13 protein-coding genes are annotated in these 14827 nt (G+C 69.2%); 3 read left to right on the top strand and 10 right to left on the bottom strand.

Annotation, left to right across the window (positions count from 1 at the left end; all coding sequences use genetic code 11):
* From ACWD4A_RS29570 to ACWD4A_RS29555, 4 genes are all read right to left on the bottom strand, one after another.
* Positions 1-617: substrate-binding domain-containing protein (locus ACWD4A_RS29570; RefSeq protein ID WP_451198608.1), on the bottom strand; the 617-nt coding region annotated here is incomplete at its 3' end.
* Positions 618-792: 175 nt separating this feature from the next.
* Positions 793-1992, bottom strand: a complete 1200-nt coding sequence (locus tag ACWD4A_RS29565) for an ROK family transcriptional regulator (protein ID WP_451198610.1) — start codon at positions 1990-1992, stop codon at positions 793-795.
* A 139-nt stretch (positions 1993-2131) separates the two neighbouring features.
* The gene (locus ACWD4A_RS29560; protein WP_451198606.1) at positions 2132-2389 is read right to left on the bottom strand and encodes a DUF397 domain-containing protein; all 258 of its coding nucleotides are present in this window, start codon (positions 2387-2389) and stop codon (positions 2132-2134) included.
* A complete protein-coding gene (locus tag ACWD4A_RS29555; protein ID WP_451198604.1) occupies positions 2386-3234 on the bottom strand; it encodes a helix-turn-helix domain-containing protein in 849 nt (282 codons plus the stop codon). The genes ACWD4A_RS29560 and ACWD4A_RS29555 overlap by 4 nt, the downstream gene beginning before the upstream one ends.
* Positions 3235-3379: 145 nt before the next feature.
* Here ACWD4A_RS29555 and ACWD4A_RS29550 point away from each other — a divergent pair, with 145 nt between their 5' ends.
* On the top strand, positions 3380-3781 hold the full coding sequence (locus tag ACWD4A_RS29550) for an ATP-binding protein (RefSeq protein ID WP_451198603.1): 402 nt from the start codon (positions 3380-3382) through the stop codon (positions 3779-3781).
* A 39-nt stretch (positions 3782-3820) separates the two neighbouring features.
* On the opposite strand, the gene ACWD4A_RS29545 is transcribed toward ACWD4A_RS29550, so the two are convergent.
* The 3 genes from ACWD4A_RS29545 to ngcE all read right to left on the bottom strand — a co-directional run bounded on the left by ACWD4A_RS29545 (position 3821) and on the right by ngcE (position 7241).
* The gene (locus tag ACWD4A_RS29545) at positions 3821-4750 is read right to left on the bottom strand and encodes a carbohydrate ABC transporter permease (RefSeq protein WP_451198601.1); all 930 of its coding nucleotides are present in this window, start codon (positions 4748-4750) and stop codon (positions 3821-3823) included.
* 27 nt (positions 4751-4777) lie between these two features.
* Positions 4778-5701 (bottom strand): carbohydrate ABC transporter permease, encoded by a 924-nt coding sequence (locus tag ACWD4A_RS29540; RefSeq protein ID WP_451198599.1) that lies wholly within the window; start codon positions 5699-5701, stop codon positions 4778-4780.
* Between the two features lie 91 nt (positions 5702-5792).
* A complete protein-coding gene (gene ngcE / locus ACWD4A_RS29535; RefSeq protein WP_451198598.1) occupies positions 5793-7241 on the bottom strand; it encodes an N-acetylglucosamine/diacetylchitobiose ABC transporter substrate-binding protein in 1449 nt (482 codons plus the stop codon).
* A gap of 423 nt (positions 7242-7664) precedes the next feature.
* Between ngcE and ACWD4A_RS29530 the strand changes: the two genes are divergently transcribed.
* Both ACWD4A_RS29530 and ACWD4A_RS29525 read left to right on the top strand, forming a co-directional pair.
* Positions 7665-11633: a GH92 family glycosyl hydrolase gene (locus ACWD4A_RS29530; protein WP_451198597.1), complete on the top strand. Its 3969-nt coding sequence runs from the start codon at positions 7665-7667 to the stop codon at positions 11631-11633.
* Positions 11634-11724: 91 nt separating this feature from the next.
* Positions 11725-12783, top strand: coding sequence for an FG-GAP repeat domain-containing protein (locus ACWD4A_RS29525; protein WP_451198596.1), 1059 nt, complete (start codon positions 11725-11727; stop codon positions 12781-12783).
* A 40-nt stretch (positions 12784-12823) separates the two neighbouring features.
* Here ACWD4A_RS29525 and ACWD4A_RS29520 read toward each other — a convergent pair whose 3' ends face one another.
* From ACWD4A_RS29520 to ACWD4A_RS29510, 3 genes are all read right to left on the bottom strand, one after another.
* On the bottom strand, positions 12824-14068 hold the full coding sequence (locus ACWD4A_RS29520; protein WP_451198595.1) for a hypothetical protein: 1245 nt from the start codon (positions 14066-14068) through the stop codon (positions 12824-12826).
* Between the two features lie 107 nt (positions 14069-14175).
* Complete coding sequence (locus tag ACWD4A_RS29515) at positions 14176-14511, bottom strand: hypothetical protein (RefSeq protein ID WP_451198594.1); 336 nt, start codon at positions 14509-14511, stop codon at positions 14176-14178.
* A gap of 30 nt (positions 14512-14541) precedes the next feature.
* Positions 14542-14811, bottom strand: a complete 270-nt coding sequence (locus tag ACWD4A_RS29510) for a hypothetical protein (RefSeq protein ID WP_451198593.1) — start codon at positions 14809-14811, stop codon at positions 14542-14544.
* Positions 14812-14827: the final 16 nt, after the last annotated feature.

Below are 14827 nucleotides of genomic sequence, written 5' to 3'. Positions count from 1 at the left end.
TACTCCTTGCCGATCTTCACCTTGCCGTCGAGCACGGAGTGCGCGCCGTCCTTGTACATCTTGGCGTTGGGATCGGTGACGGAACCGTTCATCATGACGATCTCGCCCTTGGAGGCGTTATCGCCGAGCTCCTTGAGCAGCGACTCGCCCTGGATCTTCCCGACACGCTCGTTGTCCACCGAGGTGTACGCCTTGATGGGGCCTTCTGCCAGACGGTCGTACGCGACGACGGGAATCCCCTTGTCGGTCGCCTTCTTCACCGAACTCGCTATCGACTTCGCGTCCACCGCGTCGATGATCAGCGCGTCGACCTTCTTGGTGATCATCGTGTCGACCTGCTGCTGCTGGACCGACGCGTCCTGCTTGGCATTCTCGTAGAGGACGGTGGTGTCCGTGCCCGCGAGTTCCTTGATCTTCTTCTCGATCAGCGGCTTGTCGAACCGCTCGTAGCGGGCGGTCTGGTTCTCGGGCAGAAGGAGGCCGATGGTCAGCGAGGCCTTCTTGTCCTTCTTCTTGTCCCCGCCGCCGGCTTCCTTGGCGCTGCCGCAGGCGGCGAGACCCGCTGCCATCGAGACGGCCGCCACGGCTACGGCGGCACGCCGCAGATGCGTGTTCACTGCATTACCTCCCTGACGAGGCCGCGTCGTTGCGGCCGAGGTGGCTGGAAGTCAACTCGGCGGCCAAGGGGGCGTCAAGAAGTAAATCCTTAACGAGATGGCAACGATGCCATTCGTTACCTGCGTAAACACAAGCGGGAACGGCGACGGCACCGTCGTGGAACCGTGACGGCCGTCAGGCGAGCACTGGCGTGTCGGTCGGCCGGAATTCGTCCAGCAGCGTCGAGTCGCCCATCTCGCTCAGTACGAGCGCGAGCGCCCCCAGCACCTCGGAGCGGCCGCCCAGCGCACCGGGCACCACCTCCAACTGCCGTGCCGCGCTGGGGATCGCGTACCGGGCGACGGATTCCCGGATCGGCCCGAGCACCAGCTCGCCGGAGTCCGCGAGGTCGCCGCCGAGCACCACCCGGCTGGGGTTGAGGAGGTTGCAGAGGTTCGCGACGCCGCTGCCGATGTGCCGGCCGACGTCGGCGATCACCCGTCGGCAGCCCGGGTCGCCGGCGCGCGCGAGCTCCACCATGCGCGGCACGGTCAGATCGGTGCCGTGGGCCGAATGGAGCAGCGGCAGGACGTAGCGGGCGGCGGTGAAGGTCTCCAGGCAGCCGCGGTTGCCGCAGCGGCAGACCGGCCCGGCCTCGTCCAGGGTGATGTGCCCGATCTCGCCCGCGGTGCCGCCGGGGCCGCGGTAGATCTGGCCGTTGATCACCAGTCCGGCGCCCACCCCGCTGGCGACCTTGATGTACGCGAGGTCGGTGGCGCCCCGGCCCGCGCCCCAGACGAGCTCGCCGAGGGCGCCCAGGTTGGCGTCGTTGTCGACGTGGACGGGCACGTTCAGCCGCGCGGCGAGGTCGTCGCGGGGGTTGGTGCCCGCCCAGCCCGGCAGGATCGCGGTCGAGCCGAGCGTCCCGGACCCCACGTCGATCGGCCCCGGTACGCCCAGGCCCACCCCGACGATCTTGGCGGGGTTGATCCCCGCTTCCGTGATCAGCCGCTTGACCAGGTGTTCGGCGCGGTCCAGCCCCTGGGCCGCGGAGGCGTCCACGTCGAGGGGCTCGGCGTCCTCCGCGAGCACCCGGTGCGCGAGGTTGCCGATGGCCACCCGGAGGTGGGTGTGCCCGAAGTCGACGCCGACGACGATCCCGGCGTCACCGGACAGGGAGACACTGCGGGCCCGGCGCCCGCCGGAGGACGTCGGGGTGACCTCGACCGTGCCGCCGTCCTTCAGTTCCCGCACGATGTTGGAGACCGTGGCCGCGGACAGCCCGGTGGCGCGGGCGATCTCCGCCTGGGTGAGCGAGCCCGCCATGCGCACCGCCCGCACGACCCGCTCCAGGTTGGCCCGGTGCAGCGACGACTGCGACCCCGGAGTCTCCACGCCCATTCACTCCCGCCTCGCCGAGGACGGCACGACCGCCGTCCCACCGCCGGGCCACAGCACTGGGGCCCAGCCATCCGTACAACATATGAACTCTAAGCTGAGCCGCCCGGGGTAACTCCCGTCAAGGCCCTGAACCCTATCGAGCCCCCGGGCGCGGGGGGCGGGCGGGCCGCGCGGGGTCGAGGAGCCCGGATCTCACGGCCCGCAGCAGGGCCGCCCAGGCGCCCGGCGAGGGGGTCAGCACGGTCCGCGACCGGTCGCTCTCGCGGAAGCAGAGCCGCCCGTCCGGTCCCCCGGCGGCCTCCAGGCACTCGTTGCCGCCGCCGCTGCCGGAGAACCGGGAGCGCTGCCACCGGACCGCGGCGCCGGACGGGGCGGGGCGCGGGGCGGTCACGCCGCCACCGCCAGCCGCCTGATCAGGTCCAGGGAGGCGGCCGGGGTGAGCGCGAGGGCGCGCAGTGCCTCGAAGAGCGACCGGAAGTGCCGGACGTCCTCGTCCCGGTCCAGGTGGGAGGCGGCCGCGAGGCCGTCCGTCATCACCACGTCCATGCCGGACGCGAGCAGGCCGTAGATCACGAAGGGGCCGTCGAGCCCTCCGTGCACCCCCGCGTCGAACGGCAGCACCTGGATCCGCGCCCGCCCGCTCCCGGCGAGGTCCGCGAGGTGCTCCAGCTGGCCCCGCATCACCCCGGGCCCGCCGACCGGGCAGCGCAGCGCCGCCTCGTACACCACGGCGGTGAGCTCGGGAGCGTCCGGTTTGTCGAGCACGGACTGCCGGGTCGTACGGGCCGCCACACAGCGGTCGGCCTCGGCGTCGTCGTAACCGTGCCTGCCGCCCCTGAACAGCGCGCGCATGTATGCGGGCGTCTGGAGGAGTCCGGGGACGAGCACGGTCTGCCACGCCTGGACGGAGACCGCCTTCGACTCCAGGTGCGCGAGATCGGCGATGCCGGGAAAGGAGCTCACGTAGTGGTTCCACCAGCCCTGGCGGCGGCCTTCCCGGGCCAGTTCCACCAGGGAGTCGACGAGCGCGGGATCGGTCACCCCATAAGCCTTCAGCAGACCGCGTAGCTCGAACGGGCGAATCCCATTGGTGCCGGTCTCGATGCGGCTGATCTTGGCCTGTCCGCACTCCAGCGCCTCCGCGGCGTCCTCTCCCGACATACCCGCGGCTTCGCGGAGCCTGCGCAGCTCCGCACCGAGGCGTTTCTGGCGGATAGTTGGGGGCTTCTGCGGCATGACAATCCTCCCTTCCTTTGGGCAGAGAGTCTGCCTGCGCCCACCCGGTGAGCACAGTCACTCACAGGGACGAAAGCCCACCGAATTTATGCACTCGCGGTCGATCCCCTTCACTGTTGAATCCCACCTCCCGAACGGAGCCACAATGTGCGAGGACCCTCAACTGGCCACCGCCGACTGGTGGTACACACTCCGCATCCCCGCCCAGCCCTGGATGATCGGCGTCGTCCGCGGCTCGCTCCGGCACGCGCTGCAGCGGCACGGCAGACCCGACCTCGCCGACAACGCCTGTCTGCTGGTGACGGAGCTGGTCACCAATGGCGTGGTGCACACCAAGTCACCGGTGACCGTGGACCTCAGCTGTCGCTCCCGCACCCTGCGCGTCGATGTGCACGACACCAGCCCCGAGGTGCCCGTGCGGCTCGGCGCGGGCCGCGAGGACGAATCGGGCCGCGGGATCGGCCTGGTCGACAGCTGCGCCCGGTCCTGGGGCGTCCGCCCGGCCGCGCAGGGGACCGGCAAGGCGGTGTGGTTCACGCTCCGCTGACCCCCGGCCCGGTGCCCCGGCCGCGCCCCTCGCGCACGGCTACTTCAGCGCGCCCGCCGTCAGGCCCGCCTGCACCTGGCGCTGGAAGATCACATAGACGATGAGCACCGGCAGCATGGCGATCACCATGCCCGCCATCAGTCCGCCCCAGTCGCCGTCGTAGCCCTGCTGGAGGGCGATCTGGGCGAGGCCCTGTGTCAGCACGTACTTGTGCTCGTTCTGGTTGAGCACCATGGGCAGGAGATATTGGTTCCACTGACCCAGGAAATTGAAAATGCCGATGCTGATCAGGCCCGGCTTGGCCATCGGGAGCATCACCTGGAAGAAGGTCCGGGTGTGCGAGGCGCCGTCGATCATCGCGGCCTCGGCGACCGAGGTCGGCAGGGTACGGAAGAAGGCCGTCATGAAGAACACCGTGAACGGCAGCGAGAACGCGATGTAGACCAGGATCAGCCCGGGATACGTCGCCAGCAATTGGACACCGGGAAAGTCCCGCAGCACGAAGAACAGCGGAATGACGAGCATGAAGACCGGGAAGGACATCCCGGCCACGAAGAGGTAGTAGACGAAGCGGTTGCCGGGGAAGGAATAGCGGGCCAGCACATAGCCCGCCATCGAGCCGAGCACCATGGTGCCGACGACCGAACAGCCCACCACGATGATGGTGTTGAGGAAATACCGGCCGATGTTGGCCCGGTCCCAGGCGTGCGCCCAGTTCTCGAAGTGCAACGAGCGCGGCAGCGACCACGGCGAGCCGAGGATGTCGCCGCTGCTCTTGAAGGAGCTCCACAGCACCCAGAGCAGCGGCAGCCCCACCATGAGCGCCCAGACGACGAGAATGCCGTGCGAGAAGACATTCAGCACCGCACCCTCGGCCCTGCCGCGGTCCACGCCCCGGCCGCCCCGCCGCTCCGCCGGGGCCGCGCCCTCGGCGTCCTCCGCGGGCACCGCGCCCGCTTCCGTCGTCATCCGTCCGTACCCCTAGAACTCGATCCGCTAGAACTCGATCCGCTCACGACGCGCGAAACGCATGGTGAGCACGGCGAACAGCAGGGTCACGATGAGCATGGCGATGCCCATGGCCGATGCATAGCCGAATTGGCTGTCCCGGAAGGCGGTTTGGTAGAGCCGCAGCGGCACCACGTCCGTCGCCCCGTCCGGGCCGCCCATGTTCACGGACATGATCTGCACGAGCGCGAACGCGTCCATCGCGATGATGCCCATGTAGACCCAGCCGGTCTGCACGGTGTCCCACAGCAGCGGAAGCGTGATCCGGAAGAAGGTGTGCGCGCGGCCCGCGCCGTCCAGCAGCGCCGCCTCGTAGATATCGCGTGGAATGGAGGCCATGGCCGCCGAGAACAGGACCACGTAGAAACCGACGTTCGCCCAGACCATCACGACCATGATGCAGGCCAGGGCGAGGCTCTTCTCGCCCAGCCAGGCGCTCTGCAGGGAATCCAGACCCACGGCCCCCAGCAGGGAGTTGAGCATGCCGTCCGAGGGGTCCGGATTGTAGATGTTGAACCAGATCACCGAGATGATGGTGATGGAGATGACCTGGGGGAAGAAGAAGACGAATTTATAGAACCTCGTCCCCCGCACCCCCGTGATCACCGCACCCCGGCGCGCCCTGCCGCCCGCGTTGAGCATGAAGGCGAAGAACAGCCCGAGCGCCAGGGTCACGACCGGCACCAGCACCAGCATGATGACGTTGTGCTTGAGCGCGTTCCAGAACTCGTCGCTGTGCAGGAGCTTGTCGTAGTTGTGGAATCCGGTGTACTTGGCCGCGCCCTTGAGCCCGCTCCAGTCGGTCATCGCGATCTGGAACGCCTGGACGAACGGCGAGATCACAAAGATGGCGTAGATCGCCAGTGGCAGGGCCAGGAACCCCGCGATGAACCGGTACTTGCCGTGCCGCATGCCGCCTCCCGGCCCTTCCTCCGCAACCGCCGACCCTGACCGCTGACCCTGACCGCTGAATCCGACCGCCGAACCCGGCCGCCGAAAGCCGTCAGGCCGACCGGTGGAACTTGGTGACGGAGCCGTCCTTGGCGGTCTCGTCCGCGTACTGCTGCGTCTTCCTGATCCACTCGGCGGCCTTGAGGTCGCCGGTGAGCAGCTGGCTGGTGAGGCCGCCCATCTTCTCGTCCGTCAGCTTGGGGTACCACTCCTGCAGCTGGATCATCAGCAGGTTCTGCGTACCGCCCGCGTCCTTGACCGCCTTCGCGGCGGAGGCCAGGCCCGGGGAGAGCGAAGCCCCTTCGGCGCCCTGGGTGTTGCTGGTCAGCGAGTGGACCTTCTGCGCGAAGTTCTGCGCGTGCTTCTTCGACAGCATGATGCGCAGCAGCTCCATGCCGCCGGCCGGGTTCTTGCCGCCCTTGGCGACGATGAACGGCTCGCTCGGCTCCGCGCGCACCGCGCCGTGCGGCATCTTGTCGCCGGACCCGCCGTCGAAGAGGGCGCCGACGGCCATGTCGAAGTCCTTCGGGGTGGTCGGGGTCGCCTCGTTCTCCACCCAGGAGCCGTTGGGGATGAAGACGGCCTTGCCCTTGGTCCAGGAGGTCTGCGCCTGGATATGGGTCAGCCCCTGGCTGCCCGCGAGGAAGTACCCCTTGGCGGCCAGCTCCTCGTAGTGCCCGATGACCTGCTTGACCGCGTCGCTGGAGGTCCAGGCGTTGGGCTCCAGGTTGTCGATCGCGATCCACCGGTCCAGGCCGCCGATCTTGGCGATCTGCGGGAAGATATTGAAGTGGACGTAGTACGGGTACTTGCCCGGATAGGTCCAGGGCGCGATGCCCGCCTTCTTGATCTCCTCGCAGAGCTTGATCATGTCATCGAGGGACTTCGGATAGGTCCAGCCCTTGTCCTTGAGCAGCTTCTGCGAATACCAGGTGCCGTAGACGGTGAAGGCGTAATAGAGAACGTCGAAGGCGTCCTTGTGCTTGCCCTTTTCGATGGTGCTCGGATAGAGGACGTCCCTGATCTTCTTCTTGGGGTCGTCCAGCGACGGGGCGTCGAGCAGCGGGGTCAGATCGAGCAACTGCCCTTGCGAGGAGAGCTTGTTCATGTCCAGGTGGTCGGCGCCGGAATTGTCGATGACGTCCGGCGGATTGCCGCCGGCGAAGCGGGGCTGGAGCTTGGGGCCGATCTGCTGGGTGCCGGTGTGCTGGACGTCGGCGCCGTACGCGGACTTGTAGTCGGCCTCGGCGTCCTTGGCGTACTGGTCGCCGAGGCCGCCCTTGAAGATGAACGCGTCGAGCGGGGCACCGTTCTTGACGCCGAGCGGATTCTTCTCCGACGCCTTTCCCTGATTCCCCTTGTCCGTACCGCTGTTGCTGTCGTCACCACCGCCACCGGTGGCACACGCGGTCAGCACACTCATCGACGGCACCGCGATCAGTCCGAGCGCCGCGGTCCGCTTGACCAGATCGCGCCGGCTGAATTCCGATGTGGATCCCATGCTCAAGTCCTCGCCTTCTCCAGGACTCAGGCGGTGTACCGGTCTCCCCTTGCGAACCGTGCGAACCGGCCTTGGCCGAAGGGCCCGACACCGCGGGTCGGTTGAAGCTTGGTGTGCTGGGCGTGCGCCGGGATCGGTGATGTGCTCACGGCGCTCCCGTCCGCCGTTTTCTCCCCCGGATCCGCCGTGACGGCCCACGGCCGCCCCGGATCCGACAGGTATAGTCCACTTCACATCAACTGGGCAAGATCGAGAGCGGCTTCGACCGTCAGTCTTTCCCTAGTTGAGACCTCCCCAACCCGCGGCACCGCCGCGACGACACCAATATTCGAACCCTTGACACCACTGGCGTCTCACGCCCTACTTATCTCTGCGCGACTCAGGTGACAACGTTGTCGGTTTCGTGGAGAGGCCAGGCCAGTGATGCGGCAGAGTCAGCGACAGGGAACCCGACACCGATGGCGTAGTCTCGGCCGCCCCTTGGCCCTCCTCACGGCCGCGCTGGTGGTGACGGCCACTCAGACCCCGCAGGCCGCCTCGGCGATGAGCACCGCGGCCGCCGTACGCGCGGACGCCGCCGCCCAGCGCTTCGCCTCCTCCTTCGAACCGGGCGACCCGCAGCCCGATTGGCGCAACACCGTGGAGACCGGCCCCGACGGACGCGGGAGATCCGCCGGGGTCGACGGCGGTGACACGGCGGGCGGCATCCCCGGCAATGTCACCGACAAGGTCACCGCCGTCCGGGCGAGCGGTGAGAACGCCGGCGCCGGAGAGGGCAAGGAGAACCTCTTCGACGGCGAGCCCACGACCAAATGGCTTGTCTTCGAACGCGCCCCCTGGGTGGAATTCGAGCTCTCCGGACCGGTCACGGCCGTGCGCTACGCGCTGACCTCCGCCAATGACGCCCCCGGCCGGGATCCCAGGAACTGGACGCTCAAGGGCTCCGACGACGGCAGGACCTGGACGACCCTGGACAGCCGCACCGACGTGTCCTTCGAAAAGCGCCTCCAGACCAAGGAGTTCTCCTTCGCCAACAGCACGCCCTACCGGCAGTACCGGCTGGACATAGCCCACAACAACGGCGATGACATCACCCAGCTGGCGGAGCTGCAGCTGGCCACCGCGGACAGCGGCGCTCCCCCGCCCCGGGAGATGCGCAGCCAGGTCGACTCCGGCCCCGCGGGCTCACCGACGGCCAAGGCCCGCGCCGGTTTCACGGGCACCCACGCCCTGCGCTACGGCGGCAGACACCTGGCGACCGGGCGCGCCTACGCCACCGACAAGATCTTCGCCGTGAAGGTCGCGGTCACCCCGAGGACCGTGCTCTCCTACAAGATCTTCCCCTCGATGCCCGAGGCCGACCCGCGCTATCCGGCCACCCACGCCTCGATCGACCTGGCCTTCACCGACGGCACCTATCTGAGCGAGCTCGGCGCGGTCGACCAGCACGGCGCGCCCCTCACCCCGCAGGGGCAGGCCGCCTCCAAGACCCTCTATGCCAACCAGTGGAACAACAAGGAGTCGCGGATCGGCGCGGTGGCCGCGGGCAGGACCGTGGCCCGGGTGCTCATCGCCTATGACTCCCCCGTGGGCCCCGCGGCCTTCCGCGGGTGGGTGGACGACATCTCCCTCGCCCCGGCGCCGGAGGAGAGACCGGCGGCGCACCCCTCGGACTACGCCCTCACCACCCGCGGCACTCATTCCAGCTCGACCTTCTCGCGCGGCAACACCTTCCCCGCCACCGCGGTCCCCCATGGCTTCAACTTCTGGACCCCCGTCACCAATGCGGGCGCGACCGACTGGCTCTACCAGTACGCCGCGGCCAACAACGCCGACAACCTCCCCACCATCCAGGCGTTCGGCGCCAGTCATGAGCCGAGCCCCTGGATGGGCGACCGGCAGACCTTCCAGGTCATGCCCTCGACCGCCGCGGGCACCCCGGATGCCCGGCGCACGGCCCGTGCCCTCCCCTTCCACCACTCCCGCGAGATCGCGAAGCCGCACTACTACGGCGTCACCTTCGACAACGGGCTGAAGTCCGAGATCGTCCCCAGCGACCATGCGGCGATGATGCGTTTCACCTTTCCGGGGGAGAATTCCAGCGTCATCCTTGACAACGTCAGGAACGAGGGCGGTCTGACGCTCGACCCCGACCACGGGGTGATCACCGGCTATTCCGACGTGCGGAGCGGGCTGTCCACCGGCGCCGGGCGGCTGTTCGTCTACGGCGTCTTCGACGCGCCCGTCACCGCGAGCGGCAAGCTCGGCGGCTCCCCCAACACCCCGCGCAGCGCGATCAGCTCGATGGGCCCGGAGCAGCGGCCCCGGGCGGACGACGACCACACCCGGGGCGACGGCGTCACCGGCTACCTGCGCTTCCGGCCGGGCCAGGACCGGACCGTCACCCTGCGCATCGCGACCTCCCTCATCGGCGTCGACCAGGCGAAGGCCAACCTCGAACAGGAGATCCCGGCGGGCACCGCCTTCTCCGACGTGCACGACCGGGCCCGTGCCGCGTGGGACGACGTGCTGCACCGGATCGAGGTCAAGGGCGCGAGCCGGGACCAGCTCACCACCCTCTACTCCAACCTCTACCGCCTCTACCTCTATCCCAACTCGGGCTTCGAGAACACCGGATCGGCGGCACACCCGCACAGCAGCTACGCCAGCCCCTTCTCCCCGCCCGCCGGCGAGTCCACCCCGACACGGACCGGCGCGCGGATCGTCGACGGCGAGGTCTACGTCAACAACGGCTTCTGGGACACCTACCGCACCACCTGGCCCGCGTACTCCTTCCTCACCCCGAAGCGGGCGGGCAGGCTCGTCGACGGCTTCGTCCAGCAGTACAAGGACGGCGGCTGGATCTCCCGCTGGTCCTCCCCCGGCTATGCCGACCTGATGACCGGCACCAGCTCGGACGTCGCCTTCGCCGACGCCTGTGTGAAGGGCGTCCCGTTCGACGCGGAGGCCGCGTACGAGGCGGCGCTCAAGAACGCCACGGTGGCGCCCCCCAACCCCGGCGTGGGCCGCAAGGGCATGGAGACCTCCGCCTTCCTCGGCTACACCAGCACCACCACGCGCGAGGGCATGTCCTGGGCGATGGACGGCTACATCAACGACTTCGGCCTCGGGCGGATGGGCCAGGCCCTCTACGAGAAGACCCACAAGGCCCGCTACCGGGAGGAGTCCCACTACTTCCTGAACCGCGCCCGGAACTACGTCAAGCTCTTCGACCCGGCCGTCGGCTTCTTCCAGGGCAAGGACCCCTCCGGCGCCTGGCGGCTGACGCCCCGGCAGTACGACCCACGCGTCTGGGGGTACGACTACACCGAGACCAACGGCTGGAACTTCGCGTTCACGGTCCCGCAGGACAGCAGGGGGCTGGCCAACCTCTACGGCGGCCGCGACGGACTGGCGCGCAAGCTCGACACCTTCTTCCGCACGCCCGAGACCGGGTCGCCCGAGTTCGCCGGTTCGTACGGCGGTGTCATCCACGAGATGACCGAGGCCCGGGACGTCCGGATGGGCATGTACGGCCACAGCAACCAGCCCTCGCACCACATCGCCTACATGTACGACGCGGCGGGGCAGCCGTGGAAGACGCAGGCGAAGGTCCGCGAGGTGCTGTCCCGCCTCTACCTCGGCAGCGAGATCGGCCAGGGCTACCCGGGCGACGAGGACAACGGCGAGATGTCGGCCTGGTACGTCTTCAGCGCCCTCGGGTTCTACCCGCTGGTCATGGGCAGCGGGGAGTACGCGATCGGGTCGCCGCTGTTCACGGAGGCCACCGTCCACCTGGAGAACGGCCACGACCTGGTGATCAAGGCCCGCGACAACAGCGCCCGGAACGTCTATGTGCAGGGGCTGCGGGTCGACGGCAAGGAGTGGAACTCCACCGCGCTCCCGCACTCGGCGGTGGCGAACGGCGGGACGCTGGAGTTCACCATGGGCCCGCGGCCGTCCAAGTGGGCCAGCGGCCGGGACGCGGGCCCCGCCTCCCTCACCCGGGGCGACGCGGTGCCCGACCCGGAGGGCGATCTGACGACGCCCGGTACGTCGGCCCTCACCGACAACACCTCCGCCACGGAGGAGACCTTCACGGCGGCCCCGCTGGAGGTGCCGTCCGCCTCGCGCGTGACCTCGTACACCCTCACCTCGTCCGACCGCGCCAAGGCGCCGAAGGGCTGGGTCCTCAAGGGCTCCGCGGACGGCGAGAACTGGACGGAGGTCGACCGGCGCACGGGCGAGTCCTTCGCCTGGGACCGGCAGACCCGGGTCTTCTCGGTGCGCTCCCCGGGCACCTTCCGCCACTACCGGCTGGCGACTCTGGCCGGTGCGGGCACACTCGCAGAGATCGAGCTGATCGGCCCGAAACCCCCACAACATGATTGACAGGTAAAGAAAATGTGAAAGATCATGGTGGCCAAGCGGCGGGCCCGGACCGGGCCCGCCGCTCCTCACCTGAGACTTCCTGGAGACCCACGTGGCTCACCTTCCCGGCCGTACGCACGGCACCGCCGTGCGTCGCATCGCGACCGCGGTCGTCACCGCCGCCCTGGTCAGCGCCTCCGCCGGAACGGCCCTGGCCGACAGCCCCGCCGCCCACTCCTCGCGCTCCTCCTCCCCCGCGCTCGCCGCCGCCCAGTCGGCCGCGAAGCTCGCCGCCGCCGTCTCCGCCAAGCACCGCGCCGAGGCGCTGAACGGCGAGGCGAAGTCCGGCGATTACCCGAAGACGGGCCCGCAGGCCCCCAAGGCCGGCGCCCCGGGCCTGGCCGCGCCGCGCGCCAAGGCCAAGGCCGACGGCCCCACCGCCGAGGCCCCGTTCTTCCCGCTGAGCGCCGTCAACGGCGACGACCTCTACTTCTACTGGCCCGACGGCAAGGGCGGCATCACGCCCAAGGAGTACGTCACCAACGGCTGGAGCAGGATCAACGCCGCGACGCGGGTCGACCACGACCGGGACGGTATCGGCGAGGCCCTCTACATCCGCGACAACGACCAGAACATCATCTACGCGACCGAGAGCGGCGCGAAGGTCGTGGCGGACGACTGGGGCCAGTACGACCAGTTCTTCTCCCCGGGCAACCTCGGTGGCGGCAAGGAGTCCGACATCCTGGTGCGCGACCGCGAGGGTGTCCTCTGGCTCTACCTGGCCTACCCCGACGGCAGCCTGTCGGGCCGCAAGAAGGTCGGTCCGGGCTGGAACCAGTACACCGAGATCATGGGCCGCGGCGACCTCACCGGTGACGGCAAGACCGACATCGTCGCCCGGGACAAGGACGGCGTGCTGTGGCTCTACAAGGGCACCGGCGACTACACCAAGCCGTTCGAGACCAAGCAGCGCATCGGCGGCGGCTGGAACCAGTTCAACAAGCTGGCGGCCACGGGCGACGTGGACCAGGACGGCCGTTCCGACCTGATAGCCCGTGACAACGACGGCGCCCTGTGGCTCTACCGCGGCACGGGCAACGCGTCCCAGCCGTACAACTACAAGGTCAAGATCGGCAACTCCGGCTGGAACCAGTTCCGACTGCTGTTCTGACGGTACGTCAGCTCAAGTCGGCCGGCCTCCGCCGCCGCCCTCATACGGGGCGGCGGCGGAGTGCCAGGCGGGCGAGGGACCGCACGGGCCTGCCCAGTGCCAGCGCCAGCCCGGCGACGGGCAGGGTGAGCAGCACGATCCGGAGACACGCCGAGACCGTGCCGAGGGCCGGGAAGCCGGCCGTACCGGCCTTCTCCACCAGCAGGTCGACGGTCTGCCAGTCGGACCGGAGCAGTTGGGGCAGGTTGACGAGCACCGCGCCCAGTTGGAGGACGAGGGCCGGCACCAGGAACATGACCCACACCGTGACGACGATCTGCGGCCACCGCTTGAGCGCCCGGAGCCGCTCGTCCTGCGGGCGGCGGAGCACGAACCTCTTCAGGATGGGCGCGATGTACTTGAAGAGGTCGGGAATGCCGACCAGGTCAGCGACGATGTAGTAGCCGTCGAACCGCAGTGTGGGAAGAAGCTGCTGGATCATCTCCAGGTGGACGGAGAGGATCGCCACCAGGAGGAGCGGGCTTCCGGTCGACGTGTACAGCGCGAGCAGGCCCAGGACGAAGAGCGCGTTGAAGTAGACGCCGCCCAGGTCGGCCCGGATGCGCCCCGCGCGCCCCAGCCGGTACGAACTGGTGATGTCGGTGTAGAAGGCGGGCCACACCAGATAGATGCCGCATCCCATCGCCCCCGGCCGCGCGCCTCCGTAGCGGCATGCCGCGCCGTGGCCCATTTCGTGGAACACGCAGGAGGCGATGGCCAGGAGGACGACGAGAAGGACGTCGGCCGGGGACGAGAGGACCGTCCGCAGGGCCGCCCCGGTGTCCTGCGTCATCCACAGCCACACCTCGCCGCCCACGAACGTGCCCAGGACGCCGAGCACCAGCGGCGGCCGGAACAGCCAGGCGAACAGGCCGGAGAGGAACCATGTGGCCCGCTCCGGCAGTACCGCCAGCCGGAAGCGGAAGGCCAGGAACGGGTCGCTCTTCTGCGCGGGCGGGGGCGGGGAGCCGTCGCTGTAGGTCGTCAGGCCGAGCGGTACGAGCTTCTCGTCGATGAGGAAGACGATGTGTTCCGCGGTGAAACCCCGCCCCGTCTCCCGGCTGAGCTGCTCGGCGACGCGCTCCAGGGGCTGTCCGTCGAGCGCGCGGGCGACCTGGTAGAGCAGGGCAGGCAGGCGCACGACCTGCCCGTCCGGGCGGCAGACCAGGTGGGGCGGCTCGCGGTAACCGGAGTCCTCGAACTCGCCGACCAGTTCCGTGCCGGGCACCAGCGCGGGCAGTGACATGGGCGCTCTCCGTAGGGGGACAGAGTGCGGGGGAGGGCCGGACGCGCCCGGCCCTCCCCCGTGCGTACGACGTGCGGGTGACGCGCGTACGACGGACCGCTATGCGATCAGTGGCTGGAGATGGCCGCCGGGGTGCAGGTCACGTTGGCGGCGGGGTTCTCGGAGCCCAGGCCGAGCGAGCCCAACAGGCCCGGGGTGCCCTGCCGGTCGATGGACTGGCAGGACGAGAGGATCGTGGTGCCGTGGTCGCTCGGGGCGGGGGCGTGCACGACCCCGCCCCCGGCCGAGGCGGAGCTGCTGCTGGCACTGCCGGCGCCCGATCCGGAGCCGCCGTCCCCGTCGCCGAAGCCGAGCGGGGTGGCCATGATGCCCATGACGGTCCGCTCGGGCAGCACCTCGCCCGCGACGCCGTCGAGTTCCTCGAAGCTGATGGTGTTGTCCATTCCGTTCCCCTTCTGTAAGTCCTGATTGGCTCAATGACTGGAGATGGCCGCGGGAATGCACGTCGTCGTGTAGCCGGGGTCCCGGGAGGCGAGTCCCAGGAAGACGAGGAGCGGAGGACTTCCCGCGTTCTGCCGGTACTGGCAGGCGTAGGCGACCGTCGTTCCGTGGTCGGACTTCACCATGGCCGGATACACCGGCTGGCCGGATCCCGCCGGCATCACCCTCGACAGCACGAGCCGCGGAGGAAGCTCCTCGCCCGAAAGACGTGCGAGCTCCCCGAAAGTGACGGCGGTTCCCATGAGTTGTTCCCTCCCT

The sequence above is a fragment of the Streptomyces sp. NPDC002537 genome (genome assembly GCF_053594975.1).
The sequence above is the reverse complement of the archived record's forward strand: the minus strand, read 5'-3'. Positions and strand labels throughout refer to the sequence as shown.

What these genes read in the sequence shown, in the direction of transcription:
- ACWD4A_RS29510 (WP_451198593.1), bottom strand. Translation starts at nt 14,811, where the DNA reads ATGGGAACCGCCGTCACTTTCGGGGAGCTCGCACGTCTTTCGGGCGAG.
- ACWD4A_RS29540 (WP_451198599.1), bottom strand. Translation starts at nt 5,701, where the DNA reads ATGCGGCACGGCAAGTACCGGTTCATCGCGGGGTTCCTGGCCCTGCCA.
- ACWD4A_RS29530 (WP_451198597.1), top strand. Translation starts at nt 7,665, where the DNA reads ATGCGGCAGAGTCAGCGACAGGGAACCCGACACCGATGGCGTAGTCTC.
- ACWD4A_RS29555 (WP_451198604.1), bottom strand. Translation starts at nt 3,234, where the DNA reads ATGCCGCAGAAGCCCCCAACTATCCGCCAGAAACGCCTCGGTGCGGAG.
- ACWD4A_RS29520 (WP_451198595.1), bottom strand. Translation starts at nt 14,068, where the DNA reads ATGTCACTGCCCGCGCTGGTGCCCGGCACGGAACTGGTCGGCGAGTTC.
- ngcE (WP_451198598.1), bottom strand. Translation starts at nt 7,241, where the DNA reads ATGGGATCCACATCGGAATTCAGCCGGCGCGATCTGGTCAAGCGGACC.
- ACWD4A_RS29545 (WP_451198601.1), bottom strand. Translation starts at nt 4,750, where the DNA reads ATGACGACGGAAGCGGGCGCGGTGCCCGCGGAGGACGCCGAGGGCGCG.
- ACWD4A_RS29550 (WP_451198603.1), top strand. Translation starts at nt 3,380, where the DNA reads ATGTGCGAGGACCCTCAACTGGCCACCGCCGACTGGTGGTACACACTC.
- ACWD4A_RS29515 (WP_451198594.1), bottom strand. Translation starts at nt 14,511, where the DNA reads ATGGACAACACCATCAGCTTCGAGGAACTCGACGGCGTCGCGGGCGAG.